Here is a 24,896-nt window from a genome sequence, read left to right as displayed (position 1 = left end):
GAATTTGCAATGACAGCCATGGTCATTCAGGCAGAGACTATCGAGCGCAGCGTCGCAGACGCCAGCACCCACGGGCCACGTGAATCGCGGCCGTCCAGGATCACGGAGATCGCCGCCTTGATCGCGGCGATCGCTGCTGGCGGCGCGACACTGGTCGCGGTGATGAGCTATCAGAATGCGATCATGGAGGAAAAGCTCACGGCTGCGGTGAGTCCACTTGCCATGTCGATCATTGAGATGGATAAGCGGCTCACCAATTCAATTGGCGAGATGGACAAGCGGCTTACCAATTCGATTGGTGAGATGGATAAGCGACTCACGGGGCGGCTGGACCAGGTCGATCGACGCCTGCATCAGATGGATCAGCGAATTGATCGGATCCAGGTGAGCAGACGAAATGTCCCGTAGCCGCGCGTACGTGGGGGGCTGCAGCGTGGGCAATCGCCGGGTACGGGTCGAGGGGGCGCTGATACCAGTGTGGGCACGTGACGCCGACACTTGTCCCCGATGATCCGTGCAATCAGAGTCCGGTACTTGCCTGTGACGTCCAGCGCGTCAGTTCAGATTTGTCAAAACGCCAGGGCGAGATATTGGCTTCGGCAGCCGTCTGGCGAACGTGTGCAATGAACTGCTCGCGAGGGATTGGCTCTGCGCCGAGCGAGGCGAGGTGATCGGTCTCCTGCTGGCAGTCGATCATGGTCACGCCGTGGCGTTCCAGGAATCCGCATAGCGCCGCAAGGGCGATCTTCGACGCATCCGTGCGGTGGGCGAACATCGACTCGCCGTAGAACATGCGCCCCAGGGCCACACCGTAGAGACCGCCAACGCGTTCGCCGCGATACCAGGTCTCGACAGAGTGCGCGAGTCCGAGGCGATGCAGGCTGCCGTACGCTGCGACGATGTCGTCCGTGATCCAGGTGCCGAGCTGGCCATCGCGTGGGGTCATTGCGCAAGCCTGCATCACGGCGACGAAATCGTCATCGACGCGAATTTCCCAGTCGGGGTCCCGCAGGATGCGACGCAGGGTCTTCCGTAGCGACACCGATATCTTCAGCCCATGCGGGGCCAGCACCATTCGCGGGTCCGTGCTCCACCACAAAACGGGCTGGCCCTCCGAGTACCAGGGAAAGATGCCCTGTCGATAGGCTAGAAGCAGACGCTGCGGTGAAAGATCGCGGCTGGCCGCAAGGAGCCCCGGCGCGTCACTTGCTGGTCCGAGCGCGCGCTCGACCGGTGGAAACGGGTCCTGCGGGTCGAGCCAGGTGATCATGCTCTGAGGCTGGGGTTGTGGCTGGAATCGCGGGAAGCCTGCGGGTTGGGCGCCGCTTTTTACGGCGTAACCGTGGCGCGGCTGGTCAGCGGGCGCATCGGCTTGTCGATGTCGAGTGTATGCAACCGGAAGCTGCTATCGGCGATCCTGCCGGCAGCGCGGTCGGCGAAGAAGCAGCGCAGCGTGTGGATGACCGTGGGGAATGCCAGATCGTCCCAAGGCACATCGGCTTCGTCGACGAGCTTGACCTCGAGGCTTTCTTCGCCCGGGGCTACATCCAGGTCCAGCAGGCGGGCCAGATAGAAAAGATGCACTTGATGCACGTGTGGCACGTTCAGCATCGAGAACAGTTCACCCACTTCCACGCGGGCGCCGGCTTCCTCCAGCGTTTCGCGCGAAGCGGCTTGTGCGGTGGTCTCGCCAATTTCCATGAACCCCGCCGGCAGCGTCCAGAAGCCATAGCGCGGCTCGATTGCGCGTTTGCAGATCAGGATCTTGTCTTCCCACACCGGGATCGTGCCCACGACATTGCGCGGATTCACATAGTGGATGGTGCCGCAGCTATCGCACACGCTGCGCGGGCGGTTGTCGCCTTCAGGCACGCGCAAAACTACCGCATGGCCACAGTTCGAGCAGAATTTCATGAGGGAAGCATTCGGGAGGAATGGCGCCAAGTGTATCACCGCGCCGGGGCGCTTCTGTATGGCCCCTGCCGTCCGGCACGTCATGCAAAGCGTGTGCGCCATGGCAAACAAAAAACCCGCCAATAGGCGGGTTTGCTGTGCGACGATCGGTTGGTTGCGGGGGCAGGACTTGAACCTGCGACCTTCGGGTTATGAGCCCGACGAGCTGCCAACTGCTCCACCCCGCGTCCGTCGAAGCTGTGATTATAGGTGAGTCGTTGACGCAATGCAACAGAAACATCCGAATAATTGCGGAGACACGCTGGATGGCCTGCCGACAAGGGTTAGATCGTTGCGCGTGGCAGTCGGTTCAGGGTGTGGAAGGACTTTCGCTTGTGCGCTGCCGTAGGGCATCCCACCAGGCACCTTCGAACTCGAAACTGTCGCGTTGCTGCAGGTCGTCGCGTTGCCACATCACGCGGTCGCGGCGTACGGTCAGCATCCAGGTAGTGGTGGCGAGCGGCTCGGGCACGTCGAAGGCGCGGGGGGTGAGGATGGCGGCGCAAGCGCCGTGCACGGGGTCACGCGCCGATGTGTACCGGATCATGCCGATGCCTGCTTCGCGCGCGGTGCGCCCGAACGCCTGACATTCGTCATGCTGGTTGGCGTCGGTCCAGCGCGCGCCGTCTTCCACAAACGGCGGCGTATCGAGTGCCACGCCGTCGGTCTTCACGCTGACCTGGAACAGGGTTTGCGCGCGCGCATCGATGCGCGGCAACGCCGGACTGTCCTGCAGGAACCGCCAGCGCCAGAATCCAAGCTCCGCGCAGGCCGTGCGAATGGCTTCGGCGCCATAGAACACACCGATGTCCTGAGGGCCGCGAAAGCGTGAGCCCTCGGCGGCGGGCGGGTAGCGGAACGGCGTGTAGATCAGATAGTGCAGATGCCGCGCATCGAGTGGCACGACGGGCTTGCCGGCGTCGAGGACGGCCTCCAGCACGGCCTGCTCCTCGAGCGTGTCGACCAGCGGCATGGTCGACACCACGTGTTGCGCTTCTACCGCCCGCCAGAGCCTGAGCGCGAACGGCTTGCGCTCAGATGCGACCGCGGGTGGCGTCCAGGTAGTGAACGACACGTACGATGCCCTCCGTTGTGCGGATCAGTTCGAGCGGCTTGCCGCCGAGTGCGAGATTGTCGTGGGTCAGCCAGAGCCGCGCCTGTTCCTCGTGGCCAAGGATGGCATCGAGCGAGCGGAACAGGCGCACGAACAGGACGGCGAACTCCCATTCCTTGCGATGGGCGTCGAGCACGTAGCCGCCCGAGGCCATGCGCGAAACCGAAGCGGTGCTGATCCCCAGCACGCTGGCCACGATGGCCTGGCTGATGCCGAGAAAGCCAGCCGCGCGCATCACGGCCTTGGTGAGCGTTACGCCAGGATCGGGGGCACTTCCGGGGTCCGGCGTCGGAATCTGACCAGATTGCATCGCCTATGCTCCTGTTTCTTGAGAAACATTATAGGCACCCGGTTTCAGAAGGGAAGCTGCAAATGGTGTTGATTCCTGTGGTGATTCCGTTTCCCGATCCCGTTCCTAATACGTTTCGATATGCAGGCGACCTTCGGCACGCAGACGCGGCTCGATGTCCTGCCACGACTGACCCGACGTGGCGCAGACCTCGGCGAATGCATCCAGCACGCCTTCCTCCATCCCCTTGAGTCCGCAGATGTAGATATGACCATGCGGGTCTGCCAGCAACGCGGCCACCTGGGCCGAGGCCTCGCGAATGGCGTCCTGCACATACCGGCGCGGTACCTCCGGATCGCGCGAGAACGCGAAGTGGATGTCCAGGAAGTCCTTGGGTAGCTTCAGCAGCGGGCCAAAGTAGGGCAGTTCCCGCCGATTGCGGGCGCCGAAGAACAGCAGCCGGCGACCGCTGAAGTGGTCCATGTTGCGGCGCATACGCTCGGTCATTGCCCGCATCGGCGCGGACCCGGTACCGGTGCAGATCATCATCACGCTCGCTTCGCGGTGGTTCGGCATCAGGAATGTGCTGCCGAACGGCCCGACCACCTGCACCGGGTCGCCCTTGGCCAGGTCGCACAGGAAGTTCGACGCCACGCCGCGCACTGGGTTGCCATCGTGATCGGTGTCCACGCGCTTCACGGTCAGCGCGAGGTTGTTGTAACCCGGCCGCTCTCCGTCGCGCGGGCTGGCCACCGAATACATGCGGATGTAGTGCGGCTTTCCGGATGCATCGGTGCCGGGCGGCACGATCCCGATTGCCTGACCTTCCAGCACCGGAAAGAAGTGATTGCCGAAATCGAGCACGATGTGATGGATGTCGCTCGATGCATCCTCGGCGGTCAGCCGGTAGTTGCCGGCCACCGTGGCGGTCACCGGCTCGCGCACGCCGTGCAGGTTGACGTACGGATGCGCGGCCGACCACGGTGCCCTGGATGACGTATGCCGGCTGGTCTCCACCTCCTGAACGGCCACGGATTTGCTGCCGCGCGACGCTTCATCGATGACCTGTCCGGCTGCAGCCGCTGCCTCGATCTCCGCTTCGGGCAGCGGTACCTCTTCCGGCAGTTCGTCCCAGGTCAACTGGGCTTCGATGGTGTAGGCCTGGCCCTTGAGCATCGTGCGCCAATTGTCGATGGCGCCGGTGGGGCAGGGCGACAGGCATGCATTGCACGCATTGCAGACGTCAGCCTTGACCACGTAGTTGCGGTCGTCGTGAGTGATGGCATCTATCGGGCACGTGTCTTCGCAGGTATTGCAGCGAATGCAGATTTCCGGGTCGATCAGATGTTGCTTGATGATGTCGGCGGCGCCCATGATCGTCAGCCTCGATGGATAGGTCGTCAGTTGAAACGAACGTACTCGAAATCAACCGGCTGGCGGTTGATGCCAACTGCCGGCGGCGCGATCCAGTTGGCGTACTTGCCGGGTTCTACCACCCTCCCCATCAGCGAAGCCACGTACTTGCGATCTTGTTCAGTCGCCAGCCATTTGTCCTTGTTGGCTTCCCATTCGGCGGTCGTCAATATTTCGCCGGTGGGCGACACGTGCAGGTTCGCGAAGGTGCCGATCTTGCGGTTGAACGCCTTGTGCGGCACGGTCAGGCGGAATGGGATGCCCGCCTTCTCGATGACCTTGTTCCAGCGTGCCACGCCGCCCATGGAGTCTTTAATGTAGTCGTCGCGCAGCACCTCGTTCAACGCATTCAGCATCGGCACTTCACGCTCGGTCAGCTTGCCATCCCGGACGTCGAGGATGCGGTACACGTCGCCCTTGAGCAAGTGGTCATCGTCGCGCTTGCCTTCGTCGAAGCGACCCTTGAGGCCGGCGCTGTAGAACGTGGCGGCGTTGGAGGACTGGTCCGCCCCGAACAGGTCGATCGTGACGCTGTAGTGGAAGTTCAGGTAGCGCTGGATCGTTTCCAGGTCGATCACGCCAGCGGCGCGCACGTCCGCCGGGTCCTGGATGTCGCGCTCACGCATGACCTCGCAGGTGCGCTGGATCACTCGAGAGACGCCGGACTCACCCACAAACATATGGTGTGCTTCCTCGGTCAGCATGAAGCGCGTGGTGCGCGCAAGCGGGTCGAAGCCAGATTCAGCCAGCGCGCAGAGCTGGAACTTGCCGTCGCGATCGGTGAAGTAGGTAAACATGAAGAACGACAGCCAGTCCGGGGTCCGCTCGTTGAACGCGCCCAGGATGCGTGGATTGTCCTCGTCACCCGAGCGGCGGCCCAGCAGCGCTTCCGCTTCCTCACGGCCGTCGCGACCGAAATGGCGGTGCAGCAGGTAGACCATGGCCCACAGGTGTCGGCCTTCTTCCACGTTGACCTGGAACAAGTTGCGCAGGTCATAGAGCGACGGCGCGGTCAGGCCCAGATGGCGTTGCTGCTCCACCGATGCCGGTTCCGTGTCACCCTGCGTGACGATGATGCGGCGCAGATTGGCGCGGTGTTCGCCCGGGACTTCCTGCCAGGCCGCTTCACCTTTGTGCTCGCCAAAGTGAATCCGGCGATTGGGGTCCGCCGGCTGCAGGAAGATGCCCCAGCGATAGTCGGGCATCTTCACGTGCTCGAAGTGCGCCCAGCCTGATGGATCGACGGAGACCGCGGTGCGCAGGTAGACATCGAAGTTGTGCGAGCCGTCCGGCCCCATGTCGCGCCACCAGTCCAGGAACGCCGGCTGCCAGTGTTCGAGCGCGCGCTGCAGCGTGCGGTCCTCGGAGAGGTTCACGTTGTTCGGAATCTTCTGGCTGTAGTCGATGCTCATTGCGGGTCTCCTTTTATATTTGCCGTCAGATCGGACAGTCGTCAGACCCGATCCCAGTCGAAGCGTGCCTTGTTGCCGGTGCCGAATACCTTGAGCGCGCCGTGTTCGCCGACCGCGTTGGGCCGGTTGAAGATCCAGTTCTGCCAGGCCGTCAGGCGGCCGAAAATGCGCGTTTCCATCGTTTCTCGCCCGCCGAAGCGCAGGTTGGCTTCCAGGCCGGTCAGGGCGTCGGGCGACAGGCTCGCGCGTTCCTCGGTGGCAATACGGATTTCGTCCTCCCAGTCGATGTCGTCGAGCGCGGCCGTGATCAGGCCAACGGCTTCGGCGGCGGGGCCGTCGAGCGGCTTGCCGGCCTGTTCGCGCACGGCGGCGATGGCGTTGGCATCTTCATAGAAGCGTGCGGCCAGGCGCGTCAGGCCGTTCGGCATCGGATAGCGGCCGAAGTTGGCAACGTCGGCATGAACGCGGGGAGCTTCGTCCGGCGTGTCGGGCAGTTGCAGCATGTAGGCGCGGTCCGCGGCCAGCACCAGTTCCAGCAGCGTGCCGGCAAAGCAGGAGCCCGGTTCCACCAGCGCGAACAGGCTGCGCGACGACACATCCAGGCGCGCCAGCGTGCGGCGCAGCATGCCGATCGTCTCGCGCACGAACCAGTGGCCGGCATGGGCATCCATCAGCGCATCGGCCGCCAGCACTTGGGCGGCATCGCCGGTGGTCTTGAGGATCCACATGCCGATATCGAGATGATTGGTGCGCAGCGTCAGGATGGCGTCGTCCAGTTCGCGTGCCATCTTGAGTGGCCACCACTGGGCGCCGGCGGCGAGGATGCCGGCCAGATCCCGGGGCTGACCGGCGTCGGGCGCCGACACGGTGATCGTTGCGCGGCGTGACTCATGGTCGATGTCGACGCGAACGGTTTCGTACCGATAGCCTTCGGCGGTCACGGCGCGCGTCAGTGGCGTCAGTCTCACGCCCTGTGTATCGGCAGGGCGGTCGCTCTGGGCGGCCAGCGCCTGCGCGCGTTCGCGCACGTATTCGGCAAAGCGTGCGGGTTTCACCACCTCGTCGACAAGCTTCCAGTCCTTGGCGCGTTGCCCGCGCACCCCTTCGGTGGTCAGGCAGAAGATGTCGGCGTGGTCGCGGCGCACATGGCGCTTGTCGGTGACGCGCGTCAGGCCGCCGGTGCCCGGCAGCACGCCCAGCAGCGGCACTTCGGGCAGGCTCACGGCCGAGGAGCGGTCGTCAACCAGCACGATCTCGTCGCAGGCCAGCGCCAGCTCGTAGCCGCCGCCCGCCGTGGTGCCGTTGCAGGCGGCGATGAACTTGATGCCCGAGTGGAGGCTGGCGTCCTCGATGCCGTTACGGGTCTCGTTCGTGAACTTGCAGAAGTTGACCTTCCACGCGTGGCTGGACTTGCCGAGCATGAAGATGTTGGCGCCCGAGCAGAAGATGCGATCTTTCGTGCTCGTCATCACCACGGTGCGCACTTCCGGATGTTCGAAGCGAATGCGCTGCAGGGCATCGTGCAGTTCGATGTCGACGCCCAGATCATAGGAGTTCAGCTTCAGCGCATAGCCGGGGCGCAGTCCGCCTTCCTCATCGACGTTCATCGCCAGCGTGGCGACAGGGCCCTCAAACGTAAGTTGCCAGTGACGGTATTGCTCGGGGTCGCGCTCGAACGTGACGGGGGCGCTGGATGCGATGGGGGCGGTATCCGACATGAGGGCTGTCTCCTTGATGCACTATAGTGCCTTATCTTCTGGCATGAAATATAGTGCATCAATCGAGGCGATGCAAGATCGCGCAAGCCCGTTGCGAAGAAAAAACTGAAGGGAGGGGTGTCAGGCCCGCGTGTGCAGGATCTGCGCCTGCAGCGTGTGCAGTGACGTGGCGGCATCCTGGCCGCTGGTGTCGATCGAGGCGTCCGCGCGCGAATAGAGTGGCGTGCGGGCTTGCAGGATGCGCCGCAGGTCGGTCATCGCCTCGCGGTTGCCTTCCATCGGCCGCATGTCGCCTTGCGCTACCACGCGCGCCATGTGTTCCTCGGGTGACGTGCGCACCCAGATCGTGAAGCACCGCGACAGCAGCAGGTTGAACGTGGCGGGTTCGGAAACCAGGCTGCCCGGCGTGGCCAGCACCATGGTGTCGTTCTCGCGCAGCACGCGCTCCAGCGCGCGCATTTCGTAGCGGCGATACGCGGCCTGGCCGTACAGCGAATGGATCTCGGAAAGGCTCGCGCCAGCTTCCTTTTCGATGGCGGCGTTCAGTTCGACGAACGGCATGTCCTCCGCGGCTGCGAGCGCGCGGCCCAGCGTCGATTTGCCCGCGCCGCGCAGGCCGATCAACGCGATGCGGCGATGGCGGGCGTCACGGGATTCCGTCGGTGACAGCGCGTGCCGCGCGGCTTCCCGCACGCGGGCCAGATCGCTCGCCGGCAGTTGTGCGAGCCACTGAATCAGTTGCGAGAACTCTGTGGCGCGAGGGTTGCCCGCGCCGCCCGCGTCGGCATGGCCGTCGACCTCCGCCAGCACCACGGGCAGTGGCACGTCCAGCGCGTTGGCGACCTGCCGCAACAGCAGCACCGATGCATTGCCGGTGCCGGTTTCGAGATTGGCGAGATAGCGTTCCGATACGTCCGCGCCGCGCGCCAGATCCTTGCGCGACATGCCGCGTGCCGCGCGCAGTGAGCGGATGCGCTCACCCAGATGCGTGAGATACGGGTCCCGTTCTCCGGCCGCGCGGTTGTCCGGGCGGCCTTCGGCGGTCATAAGCGGATCAGGGTCGCGGCGCATGGTTCAGGGCGTTTGGGATTCCACAATCGGAGCGGCGGCATTATACGTGCAGGAAAGTGCGCGGCGGATCCGTGCCTCTGCGGTCATATAGTGCATACCCTTGCTTGCATAATAGTCGATATGCAATAAAATGCATCGCACATCGTCGGCAACCTTCCATGGCTGTCGGCACAAAAAGACAAACCTGCTGGATGCCATGCCGCGCGCAGTGTTGTTCGAGACCGCCGGATGGCCAGAGGAGTGGAGACATGACGCCCCCGATCTCGAGCGTTGGCCAGGCCGGCTGCGCCGCCGCATCGACCGACCCCCATGCCGAAACGGCGATTGCCGCGTTGCCGCCGCGCTATAACGCCGCCGAGGATTTGCTGACACGCAACCTTGTCGCAGGACGGGGCGTCAGGACGGCATACATTGATGACGCGGGCAGTCTGACTTTCGCCGAACTCGACGAGCGCTGCCGCCGTTTCGCCGGCGCGCTGGTGCGGGCGGGCTTCCGCCGCGAGGAACGTGTACTGCTCTGCGCGTTCGATACGATCGATTTTCCCACCGTGTTTCTTGGCTGCCTGCTTGCCGGCGTGGTGCCGGTGGCGGTCAATACGCTGCTGACGACCGAGGACTACGCCTACATGCTGGAGCACAGCGGGGCGCGGGCGGTGGTGGTCTCGGCGCAATTGCTGCCGACGATGCGCGCGGCTATGACCAAGGCGGGTGTCACACCGGATCTGATCGTGGCCGCGCCGCATACCGAGGATTCGGCCAACGCGGCCAACACGGTCAGCGCCATGGCGGCGAGCGCGCCGCCGTTGGCGCAATCCGTCGCAACCGGGCCCGACGATATGGCGTTCTGGTTGTACTCGTCCGGGTCGACCGGTCGGCCCAAGGGCACGGTCCACACGCATGGCAACCTGTTTCACACCGCCGACCTCTATGCGCGTCGCGTGCTGGGCATCCGTGAGGACGACACCGTGTTCTCGGCGGCCAAGCTGTTCTTTGCCTATGGGCTCGGCAACGCGCTGACGTTTCCGCTGGCGGTGGGCGCCACGACGATCCTGATGGCCGAACGGCCAACCCCGCAGGCCGTGTTCCAGCGGCTGACCACCCATCGTCCCACTGTGTTCTGTGGGGTGCCCACGCTGTTCGCCGGTATGCTCGCCTCGCCAGATTTGCCGCCGCGCGCCGATGTGGCGATGCGTGTGTGCACGTCAGCAGGTGAGGCACTGCCCCAGGACATCGGCAACCGCTTTCTCGCGCATTTCGGGTGCGACATCCTCGACGGCATTGGTTCCACCGAGATGCTGCACATCTTCTTGTCGAACCGGCCAGGCGAGGTGCGCTATGGCACCACGGGCAAGCCGGTGCCGGGCTACGAATTGAAACTGCTCGACGAGCGAGGCGAGCCCTGCGCGCCCGGCGAAGTTGGGGACCTCTATATCAAAGGCCCATCGGCCGCGCTGATGTACTGGTGCAATCGCGAGAAGAGCCGCGACACGTTCGTTGGCGCCTGGACGCGCAGCGGTGACAAGTACGTGTGCGACGCCGACGGCTATTTCACCTACGCGGGCCGCAGCGATGACATGCTCAAGGTCGGCGGCATCTACGTTTCGCCATTCGAGGTGGAGGCCGCGCTGGCCCTGCATCCGGCGGTGCTCGAGGCCGCGGTGATCGGCGTGGCCGATGCGGACGACCTGATCAAGCCGAAGGCGTTCGTGGTGATGCGGCCGGGCCAGCAATGGCACGAAGGCATGGCCGCGGAACTGCAGGCGTTCGTGAAGTCCCGCCTCGCGCCGTACAAGTATCCGCGGCAGATCGAATGTGTCGAAGAGTTGCCCAAGACCGCCACTGGCAAGATCCAGCGTTTCCGGCTGCGCCAGCGCGAGGAAGCCGCACGGCAGCGCTGACATGCATACCGACATCGTTCAGATTCCGTTCGACGGACGCAGTATCGACATCGAGTACCAATGGCTGCGCGCGGAACGGATGACGCGGCCGCTCGTGGTCTTCCTGCATGAGGGGCTGGGCTCGATCAGCATGTGGCGGGACTTTCCGCGCCAGTTCTGCGAAGCCGGTGATTTCCGTGGGCTTGTATTTTCGCGCTATGGCTACGGGGGCTCCACGCCGCGCCCGCATGCAGAGAGATGGGGCGTCGATTTCATGCACCGGCAGGCGCGGGAGGCGCTGCCGGCCTTGTTCGAGGCGCTGGATATCGGGCCGGGTCGCCGCCATGGCAAGCCGTGGCTGCTCGGACACAGCGACGGCGGGTCGATCGCGCTGATTCACGCGGCGAGCTTTCCGGATGCGGTCGATGGCCTGACGGTGCTGGCGCCGCACATCATCGTTGAAGACCTGTCCGTGCGCAGCATCGCCGTCACGCGCGAGACCTATCTGCAGACAGATCTGCGCGAGAAGCTCGCGCGTCACCACCATGATGTCGATTCGGCATTCTGGGGATGGAACGACATCTGGCTCAACCCCGACTTCCGCCGCTTCGACCTGCGCCCGTTGTTGTCCGACATCCGCTGCCCGGTGCTGGCGGTACAGGGCGAGGACGACGAGTACGGCACGATGGAGCAAATCGAGGGTATCCAGCGATATGCGCCGCAGACGGTGCTGCTTAAACTCGCGCGGTGTGGACATTCGCCGCACCGGGACCAGTCCGGCGCATTGACGGCGGCAGCCGTGGCGTTTATAAACACACATACTTCAAATATAAAATAATTGGCCCTGACGGCAGGAACGCTGCCGTACCGCGGGCCAAATGGCTTGAAACCAAAGGCTTCAGACCACCAGGGAGGAGACCCCCATGCATCGCAATGCATCGCGCAGGCTATTGCCAGCCTGCCTCGCCGTCGCCACGCTGCTCGCCACGGGGTCCGTGGCACTGGCCCAGAGCGCGCCGGCCACATCCGGCAAGATCAAGGTCGGCTTCATGCTGCCGTACACGGGCACTTATGCCGCCCTCGGCGGGGCTATCGAAAATGGCTTCCGGATGTACGTGCAGGAGCAGGGCGGCAAGCTGGGCGGCCGCGAGGTTGAATACTTCAAGGTCGATGACGAGTCCGATCCGGCCAAGGCGCCGGAGAATGCCACCAAGCTGATCAAGCGCGACCAGGTCGACGTGGTGGTCGGCACGGTTCATTCGGGCGTGCAAATGGGCATCGTCAAGGTGGCCAAGGAAAACAATACGCTGCTGATCATTCCCAATGCCGGCGTGGACGAAGCCACCGGGCCGCTGTGCGGCTCCAACATCTTCCGCTCGTCGTTCTCGAACTGGCAGCCGGGCTATGCAATGGGCCATGTGCTGGCGGATCGCGGCCTGAAGAAGGTGGTCACGCTGACGTGGAAATACGCAGCGGGCGAGCAGTCGGTCAAGGGCTTCAAGGAAGCGTTCGAAGCCAAGGGCGGCAAGGTGGTGAAGGAGTTGAGCCTGCCGTTCCCGAATGTCGAATTCCAGGCGTTGATTACCGAAGTGGCTTCGATCAAGCCCGACGCCGTGTTCGTGTTCTTCGCCGGCGGCGGCGCGGTCAAGTTCGTCAAGGACTGGCAGGCCGCCGGTCTCAAGGACAAGATTCCGCTGTACGCATCAGGCTTCCTGACCGACGGCACGCTCGAGGCGCAGGGTGCCGCGGCGCAGGGTCTGGAGACCACGCTGCACTATGCCGATGGCCTGACCAATCCGCGCGACAAGAGCTTCCGGCTCGACTACGCCAAGTTGTACAAGCTGCAGCCCGATGTCTACGCGGTACAAGGCTACGATGCCGCGCAACTGCTGGCGGCTGGCGCCAATGCGGTCAAGGGCGACATGTCGCGCAAGCCGGAGGTCATCAAGGCGATGGAAGCCGCGAAGGTGGATAGCCCGCGTGGCGCCTTCACGCTGTCGAAGGCGCACAACCCGGTGCAGGACTTCTATCTGCGCAAGGTCGATGGCCGCGACAACAAGGTCAGCAGCGTCGCCGTGAAGGCGCTGGCCGATCCGGCGCGCGGCTGCCGCCTGTAATCGCACGTTGGAAAGCGGCATCGCGATGGACCTTGTCTCGTTTCTGATTCAGTGCCTGAACAGCGTGCAGTACGGGCTGCTGCTGTTCCTCGTGGCCAGCGGCTTGACGCTGATCTTCGGCATCATGGGCGTGATCAATCTCGCACATGGCAGCTTCTACATGCTGGGGGCCTATCTGGCATTCACGCTGGCCAGCCTGACGGGCAACCTGTTCATTGCGCTGCCGCTCGGCATCGTGCTGGCCGTGCTGTTCGGGTACGTGCTGGAGTGGGCCTTCTTCAGCTACCTGTATCAGCGAGACCATCTGCAACAGGTGCTGATGACATACGGGCTAATCCTGGTATTCGAGGAGTTGCGCAGCATCCTGGTGGGCGACGACGTGCACGGTGTGCAAGTGCCGTCGCTGCTCGACTGGTCGCTGCCGGTGGGCAACGACATGACCTATCCGGTGTATCGCCTGTTCATCTCGGCCGTCTGCCTGTTGGTGGCCGGCGCGATGTACTACGTGATTCGCCGCACGCGCGTGGGCATGATGATCCGCGCCGGCGCCACGAACCGCGAGATGGTGCAGTCGCTTGGCGTCAACGTGACCGTGCTCTATCGCTTCGTGTTCGCGCTCGGCGTGGCCCTGGCCGTGCTGGCAGGCATGATCGCCGCGCCTGTTTCCTCGGTCTACCCGGGCATGGGCGGGCAGGTGCTGATCATCTGCTTCGTCGTGGTCGTGATCGGCGGTATCGGCTCGGTCAAGGGTGCGCTGGTGGCGTCGCTGCTGATCGGCTTCGTCGATACGTTCGGCAAGGTGTTCTGGCAGGATGCGGCTGGCGTGCTGGTCTACCTGCTGATGGCCGTGATCCTGCTGTGGAAGCCCCAGGGGCTGTTCCGCGCGGGCTGAGCAGGAAATCCTGACATGCATTCCGATTCCTTGACACCGCCACGACAGGACATCCGCCGCCCGGGCTGGATGGCGGCCGCTGGCTGGCTGGTGGCCTTGGCCGTGCTCTGCACCATGCCGATGCTGCTGACCGCCGACAGCCACAAGTACTACATCGAGCTGCTCAGCAAGGTCATGATCATGGCGATCTTCGCGCTGTCGCTGCAGCTGCTGATTGGCTACACCGGACTGGTGAGCCTGGGCCACGCCGCCTACTTCGCGATGGCCGCCTATGCCACGGCGATGCTGGCGCCCGAGAGCGGGCCGGGCAATGGCTGGCTGTTGCTGTTCGGCGCCGTGGGCGCGGCGGCCGCGCTGGCGCTGGTGGTTGGCGCGCTCGTGCTGCGCACGCGCGGCATCTACTTCATCATGGTCACGCTGGCCTTCGCGCAGATGGTGTACTTCGTGTTCCACGACACGAAGATCGCCGGTGGCAGCGACGGCACCTACATCTACTTCCGTCCCGAGTTCGGGCTGTTTTCGGCGCGACCGGTGACCGTCAACGACCCTGTGCAGTTCTATTGGCTGGTGCTCGTTGCGCTGGCGCTGACCGTGGCCGCGCTGACCTTGCTGCTGCGTTCCCGCTTCGGCCACGCGCTGGTGGGGATCCGGCACAACGAGCAGCGGATGCGGGCGGCCGGGTTCGGCACCTATCGCTATCAGCTCGGGGCGTTCGTCGTGGGCGGTGCGTTCGCGGGGCTGGCTGGGTACCTCTATGCGATCCAGTTCGGTTTCGTGAATCCCGAGATTGCTTCCTGGCACCAGTCGGGCAACGCGATGCTGATGGTGATTCTTGGCGGCGTCGGCAGCCTGGCTGGCGCCGTGCTGGGTGCGTTCTCGTTCGTGCTGCTGGCCGAATGGTTCGGCACGTTGACCAAGCACTGGCAGCTGCTGATGGGCGGTTTCATCATCCTGGCGGTGGCGTTGCTGCCGCGCGGGCTGGTCAGCGTGCCGGCGGTACTGCGGCATCGTTCTCCGCGTCGCGCGCGGCGGGCGGGCGCGGCCACCGAATCGAACACACGCAGCCGGGAGGCCGTATGAACACGATCCCATCGGTTCCGGTACTCGATGCGCAAAGCCTGACGCGCCGATTTGGCGGGCTCACGGCGGTCAACAGCGTGGACCTGGCCCTGCATCTGCACGAGATCCATGCGGTGATCGGCACCAACGGCGCCGGCAAGTCGACACTGATCAACCTGTTGTCGGGCGAACTGCCACCATCGGAGGGCCGGCTGCAATTGCAAGGGCGCGATGTCACGGGCTGGGCGCAGCCCAAGCTGGCGCGCCACGGCATTGGTCGCAGCTACCAGCGCAACAACATCTTCCTGCCGCTGACCGTGCGCGAGAATTGCCGGCTTGCGGCGCAATCGCGCGCGCAGCGGGCCTGGCGGCTCTGGGAGCCGGCGCAGGGCTGCCGCACGAGCCGCGCGCTGGCCGACGAGGCGCTCGAACGGGCAGGGCTGATGCAGCACGCTGGCCGGCTTGCCAGCGATCTCGCGCATGGCCAGAAGCGCCAGCTCGAGGTGGCCATGTGTCTCGCGACCGAGCCCGTGGCACTGCTGCTCGACGAACCGCTGGCTGGCATGGGGGCCGAGGAGTCGGAGCGGATGCTTGACCTGCTGCGCGGCCTGAAGGAGGGCCACGCGATCCTGCTGGTCGAGCACGACATGGAGGCCGTGTTTGCCGTGGCCGATCGCATCACGGTGATGGTGAACGGCACGGTGATCGCCACCGGCGATCCGGCCAGCATCCGCGCCAATCGGGAAGTGCAACTGGCCTATCTCGGCGAAGAGGAGGCCGCATGAGCCATGCCGCGATCATTGACGCAGATGGCGTCAACGCCTGGTATGGATCGAGCCACGTGCTGCGCGGGATCGACTTTCGCGTCGGCGCCGGCGAGTCGGTTGGTTTGCTTGGTCGCAACGGTATGGGCAAGAGCACGTTGCTGCGGACGCTGCTGGGCCACGTGCGCGAACGTGAAGGCGGGATCCGCGTGGTGGGGCGCGATATGTCGCGCGCGCGGCCGCATGAGGTCGCCCGGCTCGGTATCGCCTATGTCCCGGAAGGGCGGGGGATATTTCCTAACCTGAGCGTGCGCGAGAACCTGTTGATGGCTGCGCGTGCCGGGAGCCAGGGCCGCAAGGATTGGGACGAGGCCCGCGTGCTGGACCTGTTCCCGCGCCTGAAAGAGCGGTTGTCGCACGGCGGGCAGCAGTTGTCGGGCGGCGAACAGCAGATGCTGTCGATCGGCCGCGCGCTGATGACCAACCCGGATTGCCTGATCCTGGACGAGGCTACCGAAGGGCTGGCGCCCAAGATCGTCCATGAGATCTGGAATGTGATCGCCACGATACGGGCGACGGGGATCGCGTCGGTGGTTGTCGACCGAAACTACCGGGCCGTGCTGGCCCATGTGGACCGGGTGGTCGTGCTGGAAAAGGGGCTGGTGGTCATGTCCGGGCCCGCCGCCGATCTGGCCGCCGCGCCGGCCGCGCTGGACCGTTACCTGGGCGTTTGATTTCCAGAATCGGCGGCCCGCCATGGGGCGCCAGTGTGGCTTGTCCGCAACGCTCGTTTGGTGGGGCAACCCACCGCGAAGGGTGACCAGGGCTTGACCATGGCCCACTTCGCTTCCATGCTTGTTCGGTCGCATTGGCAACACGGGCATCTTCCACAGTGGTCGTCTTACAGCACTTCATCTAGAATGCGCGCGTTTGTGCAATGCAATAGAGGCAGAGACGGCCATACCGCCCCATCGGGGACCGGAGCCGCTTGCGCGAGAGAATTTGTGCCTGAATCACCACATCGGTAGGTTTTATGTCCGGCAGCCCGCCGGGTGAGCCGAAGTCAGGCCGGAGAGGCGCGAGCCGGTCCACCAGACCCAAATCCATGACTCAATCCACAACCAGTCACTACTACGTCGAAAGCCCGAGCTCCCGTGCGCTCGTGGTCGGCGCGATCGGTGTCGTCTTCGGCGATATCGGCACCAGTCCCCTTTACTCGCTCAAGGAATGCTTCAGCCCGGAACATGGCATTCCGTTCAGTCCCGATGCGGTGCTCGGCATCATCTCGATGCTGTTCTGGGCCTTTGTCATCGTCGTGTCGCTGAAGTACGTGATGTTCGTGATGCGGGCCGACAACAACGGCGAGGGCGGCATTCTGGCGCTGATGGCGCTGGCCTTGCGCACGGCGGCGCCACGGTCACGCATGGCCAAGCTGATCATGATGTTCGGCATCTTCGGCGCGTGCATGTTCTACGGCGACGCGGTGATCACGCCGGCCATCTCGGTGCTGTCTGCCGTCGAAGGGCTGGAGATTGCCGCGCCGGGGCTTTCCCACTTCGTGATTCCGATCACACTGCTGATCCTGGCCTTGCTGTTCTTTATCCAGCGCAGCGGCACGCATGTGGTGGGCAAGCTGTTCGGGCCGATCATGGTGGTGTGGTTCCTGGCGCTCGGCGCGCTGGGCCTGATCCATTTGGTGCAGGCACCCGGGATCGTCAAGGCCATCAACCCGGTCTATGCGGTGTCATTCCTGCATGACCACTCGCTCCAGGCGTTCATCGTGCTGGGTAGCGTGTTCCTGGTGCTGACTGGCGCGGAGGCGCTCTACGCCGATATGGGCCACTTCGGCGCGAAGCCGATCCGCACGGCCTGGTTCGTGCTGGTCATGCCGTGCCTGATCCTGAACTACTTTGGCCAGGGGGCGATGCTGCTGGGCAACCCCGACGCGATCGAAAATCCTTTCTACCTGATGGTGCCGTCGGCGCTGCAATTGCCGATGGTGTTGCTGGCCACCGCGGCCACGGTGATTGCGTCGCAGGCCGTGATCTCGGGAGCGTTCTCGCTGACGAGCCAGGCCATCCAGCTTGGTTTCATGCCGCGGATGCGTATCCGCTATACGTCGGCGGCGGAGATTGGCCAGATCTACATGCCTGTGATCAACTGGATCCTGCTGGTACTTGTGATCTGCGTGGTGCTGGCCTTCAAGAAGTCCGATAACCTGGCGGCCGCGTACGGTATCGCCGTGACCACGACGATGGTGATCACCACGTTCCTGGCCGCGCTGGTGATGCGCAACGTCTGGAAGTGGAACCCTGCACTGGTGACGCTGATCAGTCTGACGTTCCTGGTGGTCGACATGTCGTTCTTCGCGGCCAATCTGCTCAAGATCGCCGAGGGCGGCTGGTTCCCGCTGCTGATGGGTGGTAGCGCGTTCTTCCTGTTGATGACCTGGCACAGTGGTCGCAAGCTGCTGCGCGCGCGTAGTCTGGAAGATGGCATTCCGCTGGAGCCGTTTATCGCCGGCCTGCTGGCGCCCCCGCCGCATCGCGTGGAGGGCACGGCCGTGTTCCTGACCGGCAACACCGAATCGGTGCCGGTGTCGCTGCTGCACAACCTCAAGCACAACCGCGTGCTGCACGAGCGGGTGGTTTTCCTGCAGTTCGTGACGCGCGACATTCCGTACGTGGACGACGACGAGCGCCTGAGTTGCAAGGATCTGGGCGGCGGCGTCTACATCCTCAAGTCCGAATACGGCTTCAAGGAAACGCCTGATGTGCAGCGGGTGCTGGATCTGGCCCAGCGCAAGCTCGGCATGCAATTCGAGCTGATGGAAACCTCATTCTTCATCGCGCGCGAATCGGTGATTCCGTCGAAGCTGCCGGGTATGTCGATGTGGCGCGAAAGCTTGTTCGCGTGGATGCATCAGAACGGCGCGAAACCGTCGGACTTCTTCTCGATTCCGGCCAACCGCGTGGTGGAGCTTGGGACGAAGGTAGAAATCTGATTCCCGAGGTCCAGATGTGACAACGCCCCGCAACAGCGGGGCGTTTTGTTTTTCCCCCTCTCCCGCGAGCGGGAGTGGGGAACTGCCGGGACTTAGCGCTTCAGCTTGGCGAATGCCGCCGCCATCGCGCCTTGCGGCACCGCTTCACGACGGTTGGCGCCGTTGGCGCCCTTGCCACCGCCGTTACGCTGGCCACCGCGATCGTTCGAGCGATCGGCGCCGCCTGCGCGTGCCGTGGCCTGGCCCGGCTCGTCATCGAGGCGCATCGTCAAGCCGATGCGGTTGCGCTTGACGTCGACTTCCATCACCTTGACCTTGACGATCTGGCCGGCCTTGACCACCTCGTGCGCATCCTTGACGAACTTCGTCGAAAGCGCCGAGATATGGACCAGCCCGTCCTGATGCACGCCGATGTCGACGAACGCGCCGAAGGCCGCCACGTTCGTCACCACGCCTTCGAGCACCATGCCGGGCTGCAGGTCCTTGACGTCCTCCACACCATCCTGGAACGTCGCGGTCTTGAACTCGGGGCGCGGGTCGCGGCCCGGCTTTTCGAGTTCGGACAGGATGTCGCGCACGGTCGGCAGGCCGAACGTGTCATCGGCAAACTGCTGGGCCGACAGGCCGCGCAGGGCATCGCGGTTGCCCATCACATCGGGCAGGCCCTTCTTGATGTGGTCCAGGATGCGCTGCACCACCGGATAGGCTTCCGGGTGCACCGACGAGCGGTCGAGCGGGTTGTCCCCGTCGTTGACGCGCAGGAAGCCGGCGGCCTGTTCGAACGTCTTGTCGCCCAGGCGCGGCACCTTCTTCAGTGCATCGCGATTCGAGAACGCGCCATTGGCGTCGCGGTATTCGACGATATTGCGCGCCAGTACCGAGTTCAGGCCCGAGACACGCGCCAGCAGCGGGGCGGAGGCCGTGTTGACGTCCACACCCACCGCGTTTACGCAGTCTTCCACCACGGCGTCCAGCGCACGCGCGAGTTCGCGCTGGTTCACATCATGCTGATACTGGCCCACGCCGATCGATTTCGGGTCGATCTTGACCAGTTCAGCGAGCGGGTCCTGCAGCCGGCGGGCGATCGACACCGCGCCGCGCAGCGACACGTCGAGTTCCGGAAACTCCTTGGCTGCCAGTTCCGAGGCCGAGTAGACCGATGCGCCGGCCTCGCTGACCACGATCTTGGTGAGCTTCAGCTCGGGTGCGCCCTTCATCAGGTCCTGCACCAGCTTGTCCGTTTCGCGGCTGGCCGTGCCGTTGCCGATCGAGCACAGCGCGACGTTGTGTTGCTTGGCCAGACGTGCCAGCGTGGCCAGCGACCCATTCCAGTCGCGGCGAGGCTCGTGCGGGTAGATCGTTGCCGTTTCCAACAGCTTGCCCGTGGTGTCCACCACGGCGATCTTGCAGCCCGTGCGGATGCCCGGGTCGACACCCATCACCGATTTCGGGCCGGCCGGCGCGGCCAGCAGCAGCTCGTGCAGGTTGCGGCCGAACACTTTGATGGCCTCGCCCTCGGCGGTCTCGCGCAGTTGCGTGAGCAGTTCGGTTTCCAGATGCGGCTGCACCTTGACGCGCCAGCTCCAGCGGCAGACATCGGCCAGCCACTTGTCGGCGGGGCGATTCTGGTTCTGGATGCCGACGTGGCGCGCGATCATGCCTTCGCATGGATGCGGCACCATCGCGTCCTGTTCCTCGCCAAGGCCAAGCTTGACCATCAGCACGCCCGCGTTGCGGCCGCGGAACAGCGCCAGCGCGCGGTGCGACGGCACGGTGCGGATCGTCTCGCTGTACTGGTAGTAGTCGCGGAACTTCTCTTCCTCGGCGGTTTCCTTGCCCTCCACGACGGAGGATGTCACCACGCCGTTGTTCCAGAGGTGCTCGCGCAGCTTGCCGAGCAGTTCCGCCGTTTCGCCGAACTGCTCCGACAGGATGTCGCGCGCGCCGTCCAGCGCGGCCTTGACGTCGGGCACGCCGCCGTCGGCGGTGGGGTTGCCGTTGACGTACTTGGCGGCCTCGGCTTGGGGGTCGAGCGTCGGGTCGGCCAGCAGTGCCTGCGCAAGTGGTTCCAGGCCGCATTCGCGGGCGATCTGGGCGCGCGTGCGGCGGCGCGGCTTGTAGGGCAGGTACAGGTCTTCCAGCGTCTGCTTGGTGTCGGCCGCTTCAATGGCCGCGCGCAGCTCGTCGGTGAGCTTGCCCTGTTCCTCGATCGACGCCAGGATCGTGGCGCGACGATCTTCCATGTCGCGCAGGTAAAGCAGGCGCTCCTCAAGCGTGCGAAGCTGCGTGTCGTCCAGGTTGCCCGTGACTTCCTTGCGATAGCGGGCGATGAATGGCACCGTGGCGCCTTCGTCCAGAAGGTTGACGGCAGCCGCTACCTGGCGAGGTTGCACGGACAGTTCGGCCGCGATCAGCGACACAATCTTTTGCAGAACGGAAGCAGGCAGATTGGACATCGAGAATACGAGTCAGTCGAAAGCGGGGCATTGTGCCACAAGCGCGATGTACGGCTGGTGACGGGGAGACACCTTTTGTGCCCGCTGTTTTCCAACATGGCGGCACATCCACGGGCAGACACAAGTTACAACGTTCGCCCGAGGGTCCGAAGTGGCCCCGGATGCTAGAATTCCGGCATGATCGTCAAGCCCCATCTGGCCACCATGGCTGCCCCGGTTTCCCAAGTGCCCACAGTGTCTTCCACGGCTCTCACCATCGCGCTCGCGGCGCTGCTGCTGGCTGCGCCGTTTCGGCCCGCCATGGCGCAGGCGTCCACGCCGGCTGCCGCGGCTGTGCCGCCGGCCCCAGGCGTCGCGCGCGATTTCGATTCCGAGCGCAAGGCGATCGACGACTCGCGGGCCTGGACCAAGTATCGCTACGCGGTGGCTGAACACGCGTGCTACAGCAAGTTCCTGGTGAACAACTGCATCGACAAGGCCAAGGAAGTCCAACGCGGCGAACTGCAGGTGCTGCGCGAGCGCGATCTGGAGGTGGGCGATGCCGAGCGTGCCTACCGTGCGACCCAGCGTGATCACGACCAGGCCCTGCGGCGTGCGGAGTACGAGGCCAGCCTGCCCAAGCGGGCCGCCGACGAACAGGCCAGCCGCGAAGCCTTCGAACGCAAGCAGCAGGACCAGGCGCTGCGTGATGCGCAGCACAATGCTGGCGCGCCGCAGCGGGCGGCCAATGCCGAGGCTTACCAGAAGAAGCAGGACGATTTCGCCACCAAGATGCAGGAGGCACAGCAGAAGGGTGCCGAGCAGGCCCGTCAGCACGAGGAGAACGCGAAGGCATACCAGCAGAAACAGGTCGATGCCGCGCAACGCCAGAAGGAACTGGAAGAACGTCGCGCACGCGCCGCGGAAAAGCAGAATCAAGGGCAGTCGTCGACGCCCAGCCCATTCGGATTCTGATCTGGCTCGAACAACACCCGGGCAATGGCCGCAAGGCAGGGCAGGGGAAGGCGCAACATGGACGAGAACCTCAATACGCTGGCGCGACAGATCATCGAACTGCAGATCGAGCATCGTGATCTGGATTTCATGATCGACCGCCTTGCGTCCGATCCGTCGCACGACGAATTGCAACTGCGCCGGCTCAAGAAGCGCCGGCTCAAGCTCAAGGACGCCATCACCCTGTTGCAAGTGCAGGTCGAGCCCGACGTACCCGCATAGCATCGATATCCACCGGGGTCCCTCCGGCGCCATGACAAAAGCGTGCGCGACGATTCGCGCCACGCCTCAGGAAGTTCCAACTTGTCCGAACCGATCGAAGACACATCCTTATCCGACGGCCCCGATGCGGCCGGAGCCGCCGACATGCCGGAGTCGCTCGCGAACGCCGTCGCCGCGGCGGCAGCCGACCAGGCCGCGCTAAGGTCTTCGCAACTCGCCACGATCTTTGCCGAAACCGGCACGCTGGCCAGTGCGATCCCCGGCTACCGGCCGCGCGCGGCGCAGGAGAAGATGTCCGAGGCCGTGGCCAATGCGATCGCCGACAACGACACGGTGATCGTCGAGGCTGGCACGGGTACGGGCAAGACGTACGCCTACCTGGTGCCGGCCATGCTCTGGGGCGGGAAGGTCATCCTTTCGACCGGTACCAAGAACCTGCAGGACCAGCTTTACCTCCGCGACATTCCCACGGTACGCCACGCGCTGAACGTGCCGATTTCGGTTTCCCTGCTCAAGGGGCGGGCCAACTACGTTTGCCACTATCACCTGGAGCGGGCGCAGGCCAATGGCCGGCTGGCGTCGAAGCAGGATGCGGCCTGGTTGCGCGAGATCAGCCGATTCGCCAAGACCACGACGTCCGGGGACAAGGCCGAGCTGGCCGAAGTGCCCGAGAACGCACCAGTGTGGCAGATCGTGACCTCCACGCGGGACAACTGCCTGGGCAGCGAATGTCCGAACTACAAGGAATGCTTCGTGATGCGCGCCCGCAAGGAGGCGCAGCAGGCCGACCTCGTGGTCGTCAACCATCACTTGTTCTTTGCCGACGTTGTGCTGCGCGATACCGGCATGGCCGAATTGCTGCCCGCCGCCAACACGGTGATCTTCGACGAGGCGCACCAGTTGCCCGAGACGGCGACGTTGTTCTTTGGCGAAACGTTGTCGACGAGCCAACTGCTCGAGTTGGCCCGCGATACCGTGGCCGAAGGGCTGTCGCACGCGCGCGATGCGGTGGACTGGGTCGCGCTTGGGGCACCGCTCGAACGGGCTGCCCGCGATCTGCGCCTGGCCTTTGGCAGGGAGAACGCCCGCCTTGCGCTGGGGCAGATCGACGCCGACCCGCGCATTCGCGAGCCGTTTCACGAAACGCTCGACGCGCTCGATACGGCGCTGTCCGACTTTGTCGAGGCACTGGAATCGCAGGCCGAGCGTGCCGAGGAGCTTGAACAGTGCCATCGCCGCGCGCTCGAACTCGCCCAGCGGCTGGCGGCATGGCGCGACGACCGGATTGCCGCATCCCCCGTGCCTGCGGCCGTGCCGGCCGACGATGCGGAAGGCGACCAGACTTCCCAGTCTTCCCAGACTTCCCAGTCTGTCCAACCTGCCCAGCTTGGCCCCGAAACCGTACGCTGGGTGGAAGTGTTCTCGCACACGGTACAGTTGCATCGGACGCCGTTGTCGATCGCACCGATCTTCAGCCGGCAACGCGCAGGCCAGGCACGCGCCTGGGTCTTCACCTCTGCCACGCTGTCCGTGAAGGGCAACTTCACCCATTACGCCGCGCAGCTTGGGCTGGATCGCGATCGGTCGTTGACACTGCCGAGCCCGTTCGACTATGCGAAACAGGGGCTGCTGTATGTACCCCGGGATATGCCACCGCCGCAATCGCCTCAATTTACCGAGGCGGTGGTGGAGCGGGCGCTGCCGTTGATCGAGGCGGCAGGTGGCCGCACCTTCCTGCTTTGCACCACGTTGCGGGCGGTGCAGAAGGCGTCGGACATGCTCTATGACCTGTTCGCGGAGCGCGGTATCAACCTGCCGCTGCTCGTGCAGGGCCAGGCGAGCCGTACCGAATTGCTCGACCGCTTCCGCGAGCTTGGCAATGCCGTGCTGGTGGGCAGCCAGAGTTTCTGGGAAGGCGTTGATGTCCGTGGCGAGGCGCTGTCGCTGGTCATCATCGACAAGCTGCCGTTCGCACCGCCCGATGATCCAGTGCTGGCAGCGCGCATGGAGGTACTGCAGAAGAAGGGGCTCAGCCCGTTCGCGGTCCACCAGCTACCGCATGCGGTGATCACGCTGAAGCAGGGTGCTGGCCGACTGATCCGGTCCGAGACCGATCGGGGCGTACTGGCGATCTGCGATACCCGACTCGTGGAAAAGCCATATGGCCGGCAGATTTGGCAGAGTCTTCCGCCGTTCACGCGCACGCGCGAAGCCGATACCGTCATTCGGTTCCTGGAAGGGCTGGGACGAGGTGAGGCGCCGCAGTCCGAGTCCAGCACGGAATCGGAGTAGCTGTCCCAGCTTGTACCGGGCAACGACGAGTTCGTAGCGTCAGCCCGCCGGGGGCTGGTCTTCCCGCACCAGACTTACTCGATCGGCAGCGGCTACGAGATTTCGAGTGACCGCAGCCAGCGCATCCTAGCGGCATGGTCGCTATGACGCGGCCTGCGACACGTACGATGGTTATAGTGCCGAGAAGGTGAAGTGTCCATGAGCCCGACGTCCGACATCAGGCCAACAAAAAACCGCACGGATCGCGTGC

21 protein-coding genes and 1 tRNA gene are annotated in these 24,896 nt (G+C 64.5%); 12 read left to right on the top strand and 10 right to left on the bottom strand.

Annotated features, from left to right (window positions below; translation table 11 throughout):
- Positions 1 to 9: 9 nt before the first annotated feature.
- Positions 10 to 408 carry a hypothetical protein gene (locus tag B2246_RS06680; protein WP_286880861.1) on the top strand — a complete coding sequence of 133 codons (399 nt, stop codon included), beginning with the start codon at positions 10 to 12 and terminating at the stop codon, positions 406 to 408.
- A 112-nt stretch (positions 409 to 520) separates the two neighbouring features.
- Here the strand turns inward: B2246_RS06680 and aat are convergent, their stop codons facing one another.
- From aat to B2246_RS06635, 9 genes are all read right to left on the bottom strand, one after another.
- Complete coding sequence (gene aat / locus B2246_RS06675; protein ID WP_035881945.1) at positions 521 to 1,270, bottom strand: leucyl/phenylalanyl-tRNA--protein transferase; 750 nt, start codon at positions 1,268 to 1,270, stop codon at positions 521 to 523.
- A gap of 59 nt (positions 1,271 to 1,329) precedes the next feature.
- Positions 1,330 to 1,914 carry an NUDIX hydrolase gene (locus B2246_RS06670; protein ID WP_008652183.1) on the bottom strand — a complete coding sequence of 195 codons (585 nt, stop codon included), beginning with the start codon at positions 1,912 to 1,914 and terminating at the stop codon, positions 1,330 to 1,332.
- A gap of 151 nt (positions 1,915 to 2,065) precedes the next feature.
- Positions 2,066 to 2,141: transfer RNA gene (locus B2246_RS06665), tRNA-Met, on the bottom strand.
- Between the two features lie 122 nt (positions 2,142 to 2,263).
- On the bottom strand, positions 2,264 to 3,028 hold the full coding sequence (locus B2246_RS06660) for an RES family NAD+ phosphorylase (RefSeq protein ID WP_187192283.1): 765 nt from the start codon (positions 3,026 to 3,028) through the stop codon (positions 2,264 to 2,266).
- A complete protein-coding gene (locus tag B2246_RS06655) occupies positions 2,988 to 3,377 on the bottom strand; it encodes an antitoxin Xre/MbcA/ParS toxin-binding domain-containing protein (RefSeq protein WP_008652179.1) in 390 nt (129 codons plus the stop codon). Before B2246_RS06655 ends, B2246_RS06660 begins: the two co-directional genes overlap by 41 nt.
- A 105-nt stretch (positions 3,378 to 3,482) precedes the next feature.
- Positions 3,483 to 4,730 carry a benzoyl-CoA 2,3-epoxidase subunit BoxA gene (boxA, locus tag B2246_RS06650; protein WP_008652178.1) on the bottom strand — a complete coding sequence of 416 codons (1,248 nt, stop codon included), beginning with the start codon at positions 4,728 to 4,730 and terminating at the stop codon, positions 3,483 to 3,485.
- 26 nt (positions 4,731 to 4,756) lie between these two features.
- A complete protein-coding gene (gene boxB / locus B2246_RS06645) occupies positions 4,757 to 6,181 on the bottom strand; it encodes a benzoyl-CoA 2,3-epoxidase subunit BoxB (protein ID WP_035881946.1) in 1,425 nt (474 codons plus the stop codon).
- Between the two features lie 41 nt (positions 6,182 to 6,222).
- A complete protein-coding gene (boxC, locus tag B2246_RS06640) occupies positions 6,223 to 7,899 on the bottom strand; it encodes a 2,3-epoxybenzoyl-CoA dihydrolase (RefSeq protein ID WP_286880857.1) in 1,677 nt (558 codons plus the stop codon).
- Between the two features lie 120 nt (positions 7,900 to 8,019).
- On the bottom strand, positions 8,020 to 8,970 hold the full coding sequence (locus tag B2246_RS06635; RefSeq protein ID WP_008652172.1) for a helix-turn-helix transcriptional regulator: 951 nt from the start codon (positions 8,968 to 8,970) through the stop codon (positions 8,020 to 8,022).
- A 248-nt stretch (positions 8,971 to 9,218) separates the two neighbouring features.
- Between B2246_RS06635 and B2246_RS06630 the strand changes: the two genes are divergently transcribed.
- The 8 genes from B2246_RS06630 to B2246_RS06595 all read left to right on the top strand — a co-directional run bounded on the left by B2246_RS06630 (position 9,219) and on the right by B2246_RS06595 (position 18,683).
- Positions 9,219 to 10,868 carry a benzoate-CoA ligase family protein gene (locus B2246_RS06630; RefSeq protein ID WP_035881950.1) on the top strand — a complete coding sequence of 550 codons (1,650 nt, stop codon included), beginning with the start codon at positions 9,219 to 9,221 and terminating at the stop codon, positions 10,866 to 10,868.
- A gap of 1 nt (position 10,869) precedes the next feature.
- Positions 10,870 to 11,685 carry an alpha/beta fold hydrolase gene (locus B2246_RS06625; protein WP_286880854.1) on the top strand — a complete coding sequence of 272 codons (816 nt, stop codon included), beginning with the start codon at positions 10,870 to 10,872 and terminating at the stop codon, positions 11,683 to 11,685.
- 85 nt (positions 11,686 to 11,770) lie between these two features.
- Positions 11,771 to 12,964 carry an ABC transporter substrate-binding protein gene (locus B2246_RS06620; protein ID WP_008652165.1) on the top strand — a complete coding sequence of 398 codons (1,194 nt, stop codon included), beginning with the start codon at positions 11,771 to 11,773 and terminating at the stop codon, positions 12,962 to 12,964.
- 25 nt (positions 12,965 to 12,989) lie between these two features.
- Positions 12,990 to 13,856 (top strand): branched-chain amino acid ABC transporter permease, encoded by an 867-nt coding sequence (locus tag B2246_RS06615; RefSeq protein ID WP_008652164.1) that lies wholly within the window; start codon positions 12,990 to 12,992, stop codon positions 13,854 to 13,856.
- A gap of 15 nt (positions 13,857 to 13,871) precedes the next feature.
- Positions 13,872 to 14,936 carry a branched-chain amino acid ABC transporter permease gene (locus tag B2246_RS06610; RefSeq protein ID WP_035881956.1) on the top strand — a complete coding sequence of 355 codons (1,065 nt, stop codon included), beginning with the start codon at positions 13,872 to 13,874 and terminating at the stop codon, positions 14,934 to 14,936.
- Positions 14,933 to 15,700 (top strand): ABC transporter ATP-binding protein, encoded by a 768-nt coding sequence (locus B2246_RS06605; RefSeq protein WP_017513260.1) that lies wholly within the window; start codon positions 14,933 to 14,935, stop codon positions 15,698 to 15,700. Before B2246_RS06610 ends, B2246_RS06605 begins: the two co-directional genes overlap by 4 nt.
- Complete coding sequence (locus B2246_RS06600; protein ID WP_008646845.1) at positions 15,697 to 16,413, top strand: ABC transporter ATP-binding protein; 717 nt, start codon at positions 15,697 to 15,699, stop codon at positions 16,411 to 16,413. The genes B2246_RS06605 and B2246_RS06600 overlap by 4 nt, the downstream gene beginning before the upstream one ends.
- A gap of 371 nt (positions 16,414 to 16,784) precedes the next feature.
- Complete coding sequence (locus B2246_RS06595; protein WP_286964029.1) at positions 16,785 to 18,683, top strand: potassium transporter Kup; 1,899 nt, start codon at positions 16,785 to 16,787, stop codon at positions 18,681 to 18,683.
- 92 nt (positions 18,684 to 18,775) lie between these two features.
- Here B2246_RS06595 and B2246_RS06590 read toward each other — a convergent pair whose 3' ends face one another.
- Positions 18,776 to 21,139 (bottom strand): Tex family protein, encoded by a 2,364-nt coding sequence (locus B2246_RS06590; protein WP_035881959.1) that lies wholly within the window; start codon positions 21,137 to 21,139, stop codon positions 18,776 to 18,778.
- A 177-nt stretch (positions 21,140 to 21,316) separates the two neighbouring features.
- Between B2246_RS06590 and B2246_RS06585 the strand changes: the two genes are divergently transcribed.
- The 3 genes from B2246_RS06585 (at position 21,317) to B2246_RS06575 (ending at position 24,646) form a co-directional block, all read left to right on the top strand.
- Positions 21,317 to 22,093 (top strand): hypothetical protein, encoded by a 777-nt coding sequence (locus tag B2246_RS06585; RefSeq protein WP_186425304.1) that lies wholly within the window; start codon positions 21,317 to 21,319, stop codon positions 22,091 to 22,093.
- 57 nt (positions 22,094 to 22,150) lie between these two features.
- Positions 22,151 to 22,354: a YdcH family protein gene (locus tag B2246_RS06580; protein WP_008646837.1), complete on the top strand. Its 204-nt coding sequence runs from the start codon at positions 22,151 to 22,153 to the stop codon at positions 22,352 to 22,354.
- A gap of 144 nt (positions 22,355 to 22,498) precedes the next feature.
- Positions 22,499 to 24,646: an ATP-dependent DNA helicase gene (locus B2246_RS06575; RefSeq protein ID WP_234818991.1), complete on the top strand. Its 2,148-nt coding sequence runs from the start codon at positions 22,499 to 22,501 to the stop codon at positions 24,644 to 24,646.
- Positions 24,647 to 24,896 lie beyond the last annotated feature (250 nt).

Source organism: Cupriavidus sp. UBA2010 (assembly GCF_002335265.1).
Classification (GTDB): Bacteria; Pseudomonadota; Gammaproteobacteria; order Burkholderiales; family Burkholderiaceae; genus Cupriavidus; species Cupriavidus metallidurans.
Note: the sequence above shows the minus strand (reverse complement) of the source record. Positions and strands in the feature narration are given on the sequence as shown.

What these genes read in the sequence shown, in the direction of transcription:
- B2246_RS06630 (WP_035881950.1), top strand. Translation starts at nt 9,219, where the DNA reads ATGACGCCCCCGATCTCGAGCGTTGGCCAGGCCGGCTGCGCCGCCGCA.
- boxA (WP_008652178.1), bottom strand. Translation starts at nt 4,730, where the DNA reads ATGGGCGCCGCCGACATCATCAAGCAACATCTGATCGACCCGGAAATC.
- B2246_RS06635 (WP_008652172.1), bottom strand. Translation starts at nt 8,970, where the DNA reads ATGCGCCGCGACCCTGATCCGCTTATGACCGCCGAAGGCCGCCCGGAC.
- B2246_RS06590 (WP_035881959.1), bottom strand. Translation starts at nt 21,139, where the DNA reads ATGTCCAATCTGCCTGCTTCCGTTCTGCAAAAGATTGTGTCGCTGATC.
- B2246_RS06670 (WP_008652183.1), bottom strand. Translation starts at nt 1,914, where the DNA reads ATGAAATTCTGCTCGAACTGTGGCCATGCGGTAGTTTTGCGCGTGCCT.
- B2246_RS06610 (WP_035881956.1), top strand. Translation starts at nt 13,872, where the DNA reads ATGCATTCCGATTCCTTGACACCGCCACGACAGGACATCCGCCGCCCG.
- B2246_RS06575 (WP_234818991.1), top strand. Translation starts at nt 22,499, where the DNA reads ATGCCGGAGTCGCTCGCGAACGCCGTCGCCGCGGCGGCAGCCGACCAG.
- B2246_RS06595 (WP_286964029.1), top strand. Translation starts at nt 16,785, where the DNA reads ATGACTCAATCCACAACCAGTCACTACTACGTCGAAAGCCCGAGCTCC.
- B2246_RS06600 (WP_008646845.1), top strand. Translation starts at nt 15,697, where the DNA reads ATGAGCCATGCCGCGATCATTGACGCAGATGGCGTCAACGCCTGGTAT.
- B2246_RS06620 (WP_008652165.1), top strand. Translation starts at nt 11,771, where the DNA reads ATGCATCGCAATGCATCGCGCAGGCTATTGCCAGCCTGCCTCGCCGTC.
- B2246_RS06585 (WP_186425304.1), top strand. Translation starts at nt 21,317, where the DNA reads ATGATCGTCAAGCCCCATCTGGCCACCATGGCTGCCCCGGTTTCCCAA.
- B2246_RS06580 (WP_008646837.1), top strand. Translation starts at nt 22,151, where the DNA reads ATGGACGAGAACCTCAATACGCTGGCGCGACAGATCATCGAACTGCAG.
- boxB (WP_035881946.1), bottom strand. Translation starts at nt 6,181, where the DNA reads ATGAGCATCGACTACAGCCAGAAGATTCCGAACAACGTGAACCTCTCC.
- B2246_RS06605 (WP_017513260.1), top strand. Translation starts at nt 14,933, where the DNA reads ATGAACACGATCCCATCGGTTCCGGTACTCGATGCGCAAAGCCTGACG.
- aat (WP_035881945.1), bottom strand. Translation starts at nt 1,270, where the DNA reads ATGATCACCTGGCTCGACCCGCAGGACCCGTTTCCACCGGTCGAGCGC.
- boxC (WP_286880857.1), bottom strand. Translation starts at nt 7,899, where the DNA reads ATGTCGGATACCGCCCCCATCGCATCCAGCGCCCCCGTCACGTTCGAG.
- B2246_RS06625 (WP_286880854.1), top strand. Translation starts at nt 10,870, where the DNA reads ATGCATACCGACATCGTTCAGATTCCGTTCGACGGACGCAGTATCGAC.
- B2246_RS06655 (WP_008652179.1), bottom strand. Translation starts at nt 3,377, where the DNA reads ATGCAATCTGGTCAGATTCCGACGCCGGACCCCGGAAGTGCCCCCGAT.
- B2246_RS06615 (WP_008652164.1), top strand. Translation starts at nt 12,990, where the DNA reads ATGGACCTTGTCTCGTTTCTGATTCAGTGCCTGAACAGCGTGCAGTAC.
- B2246_RS06680 (WP_286880861.1), top strand. Translation starts at nt 10, where the DNA reads ATGACAGCCATGGTCATTCAGGCAGAGACTATCGAGCGCAGCGTCGCA.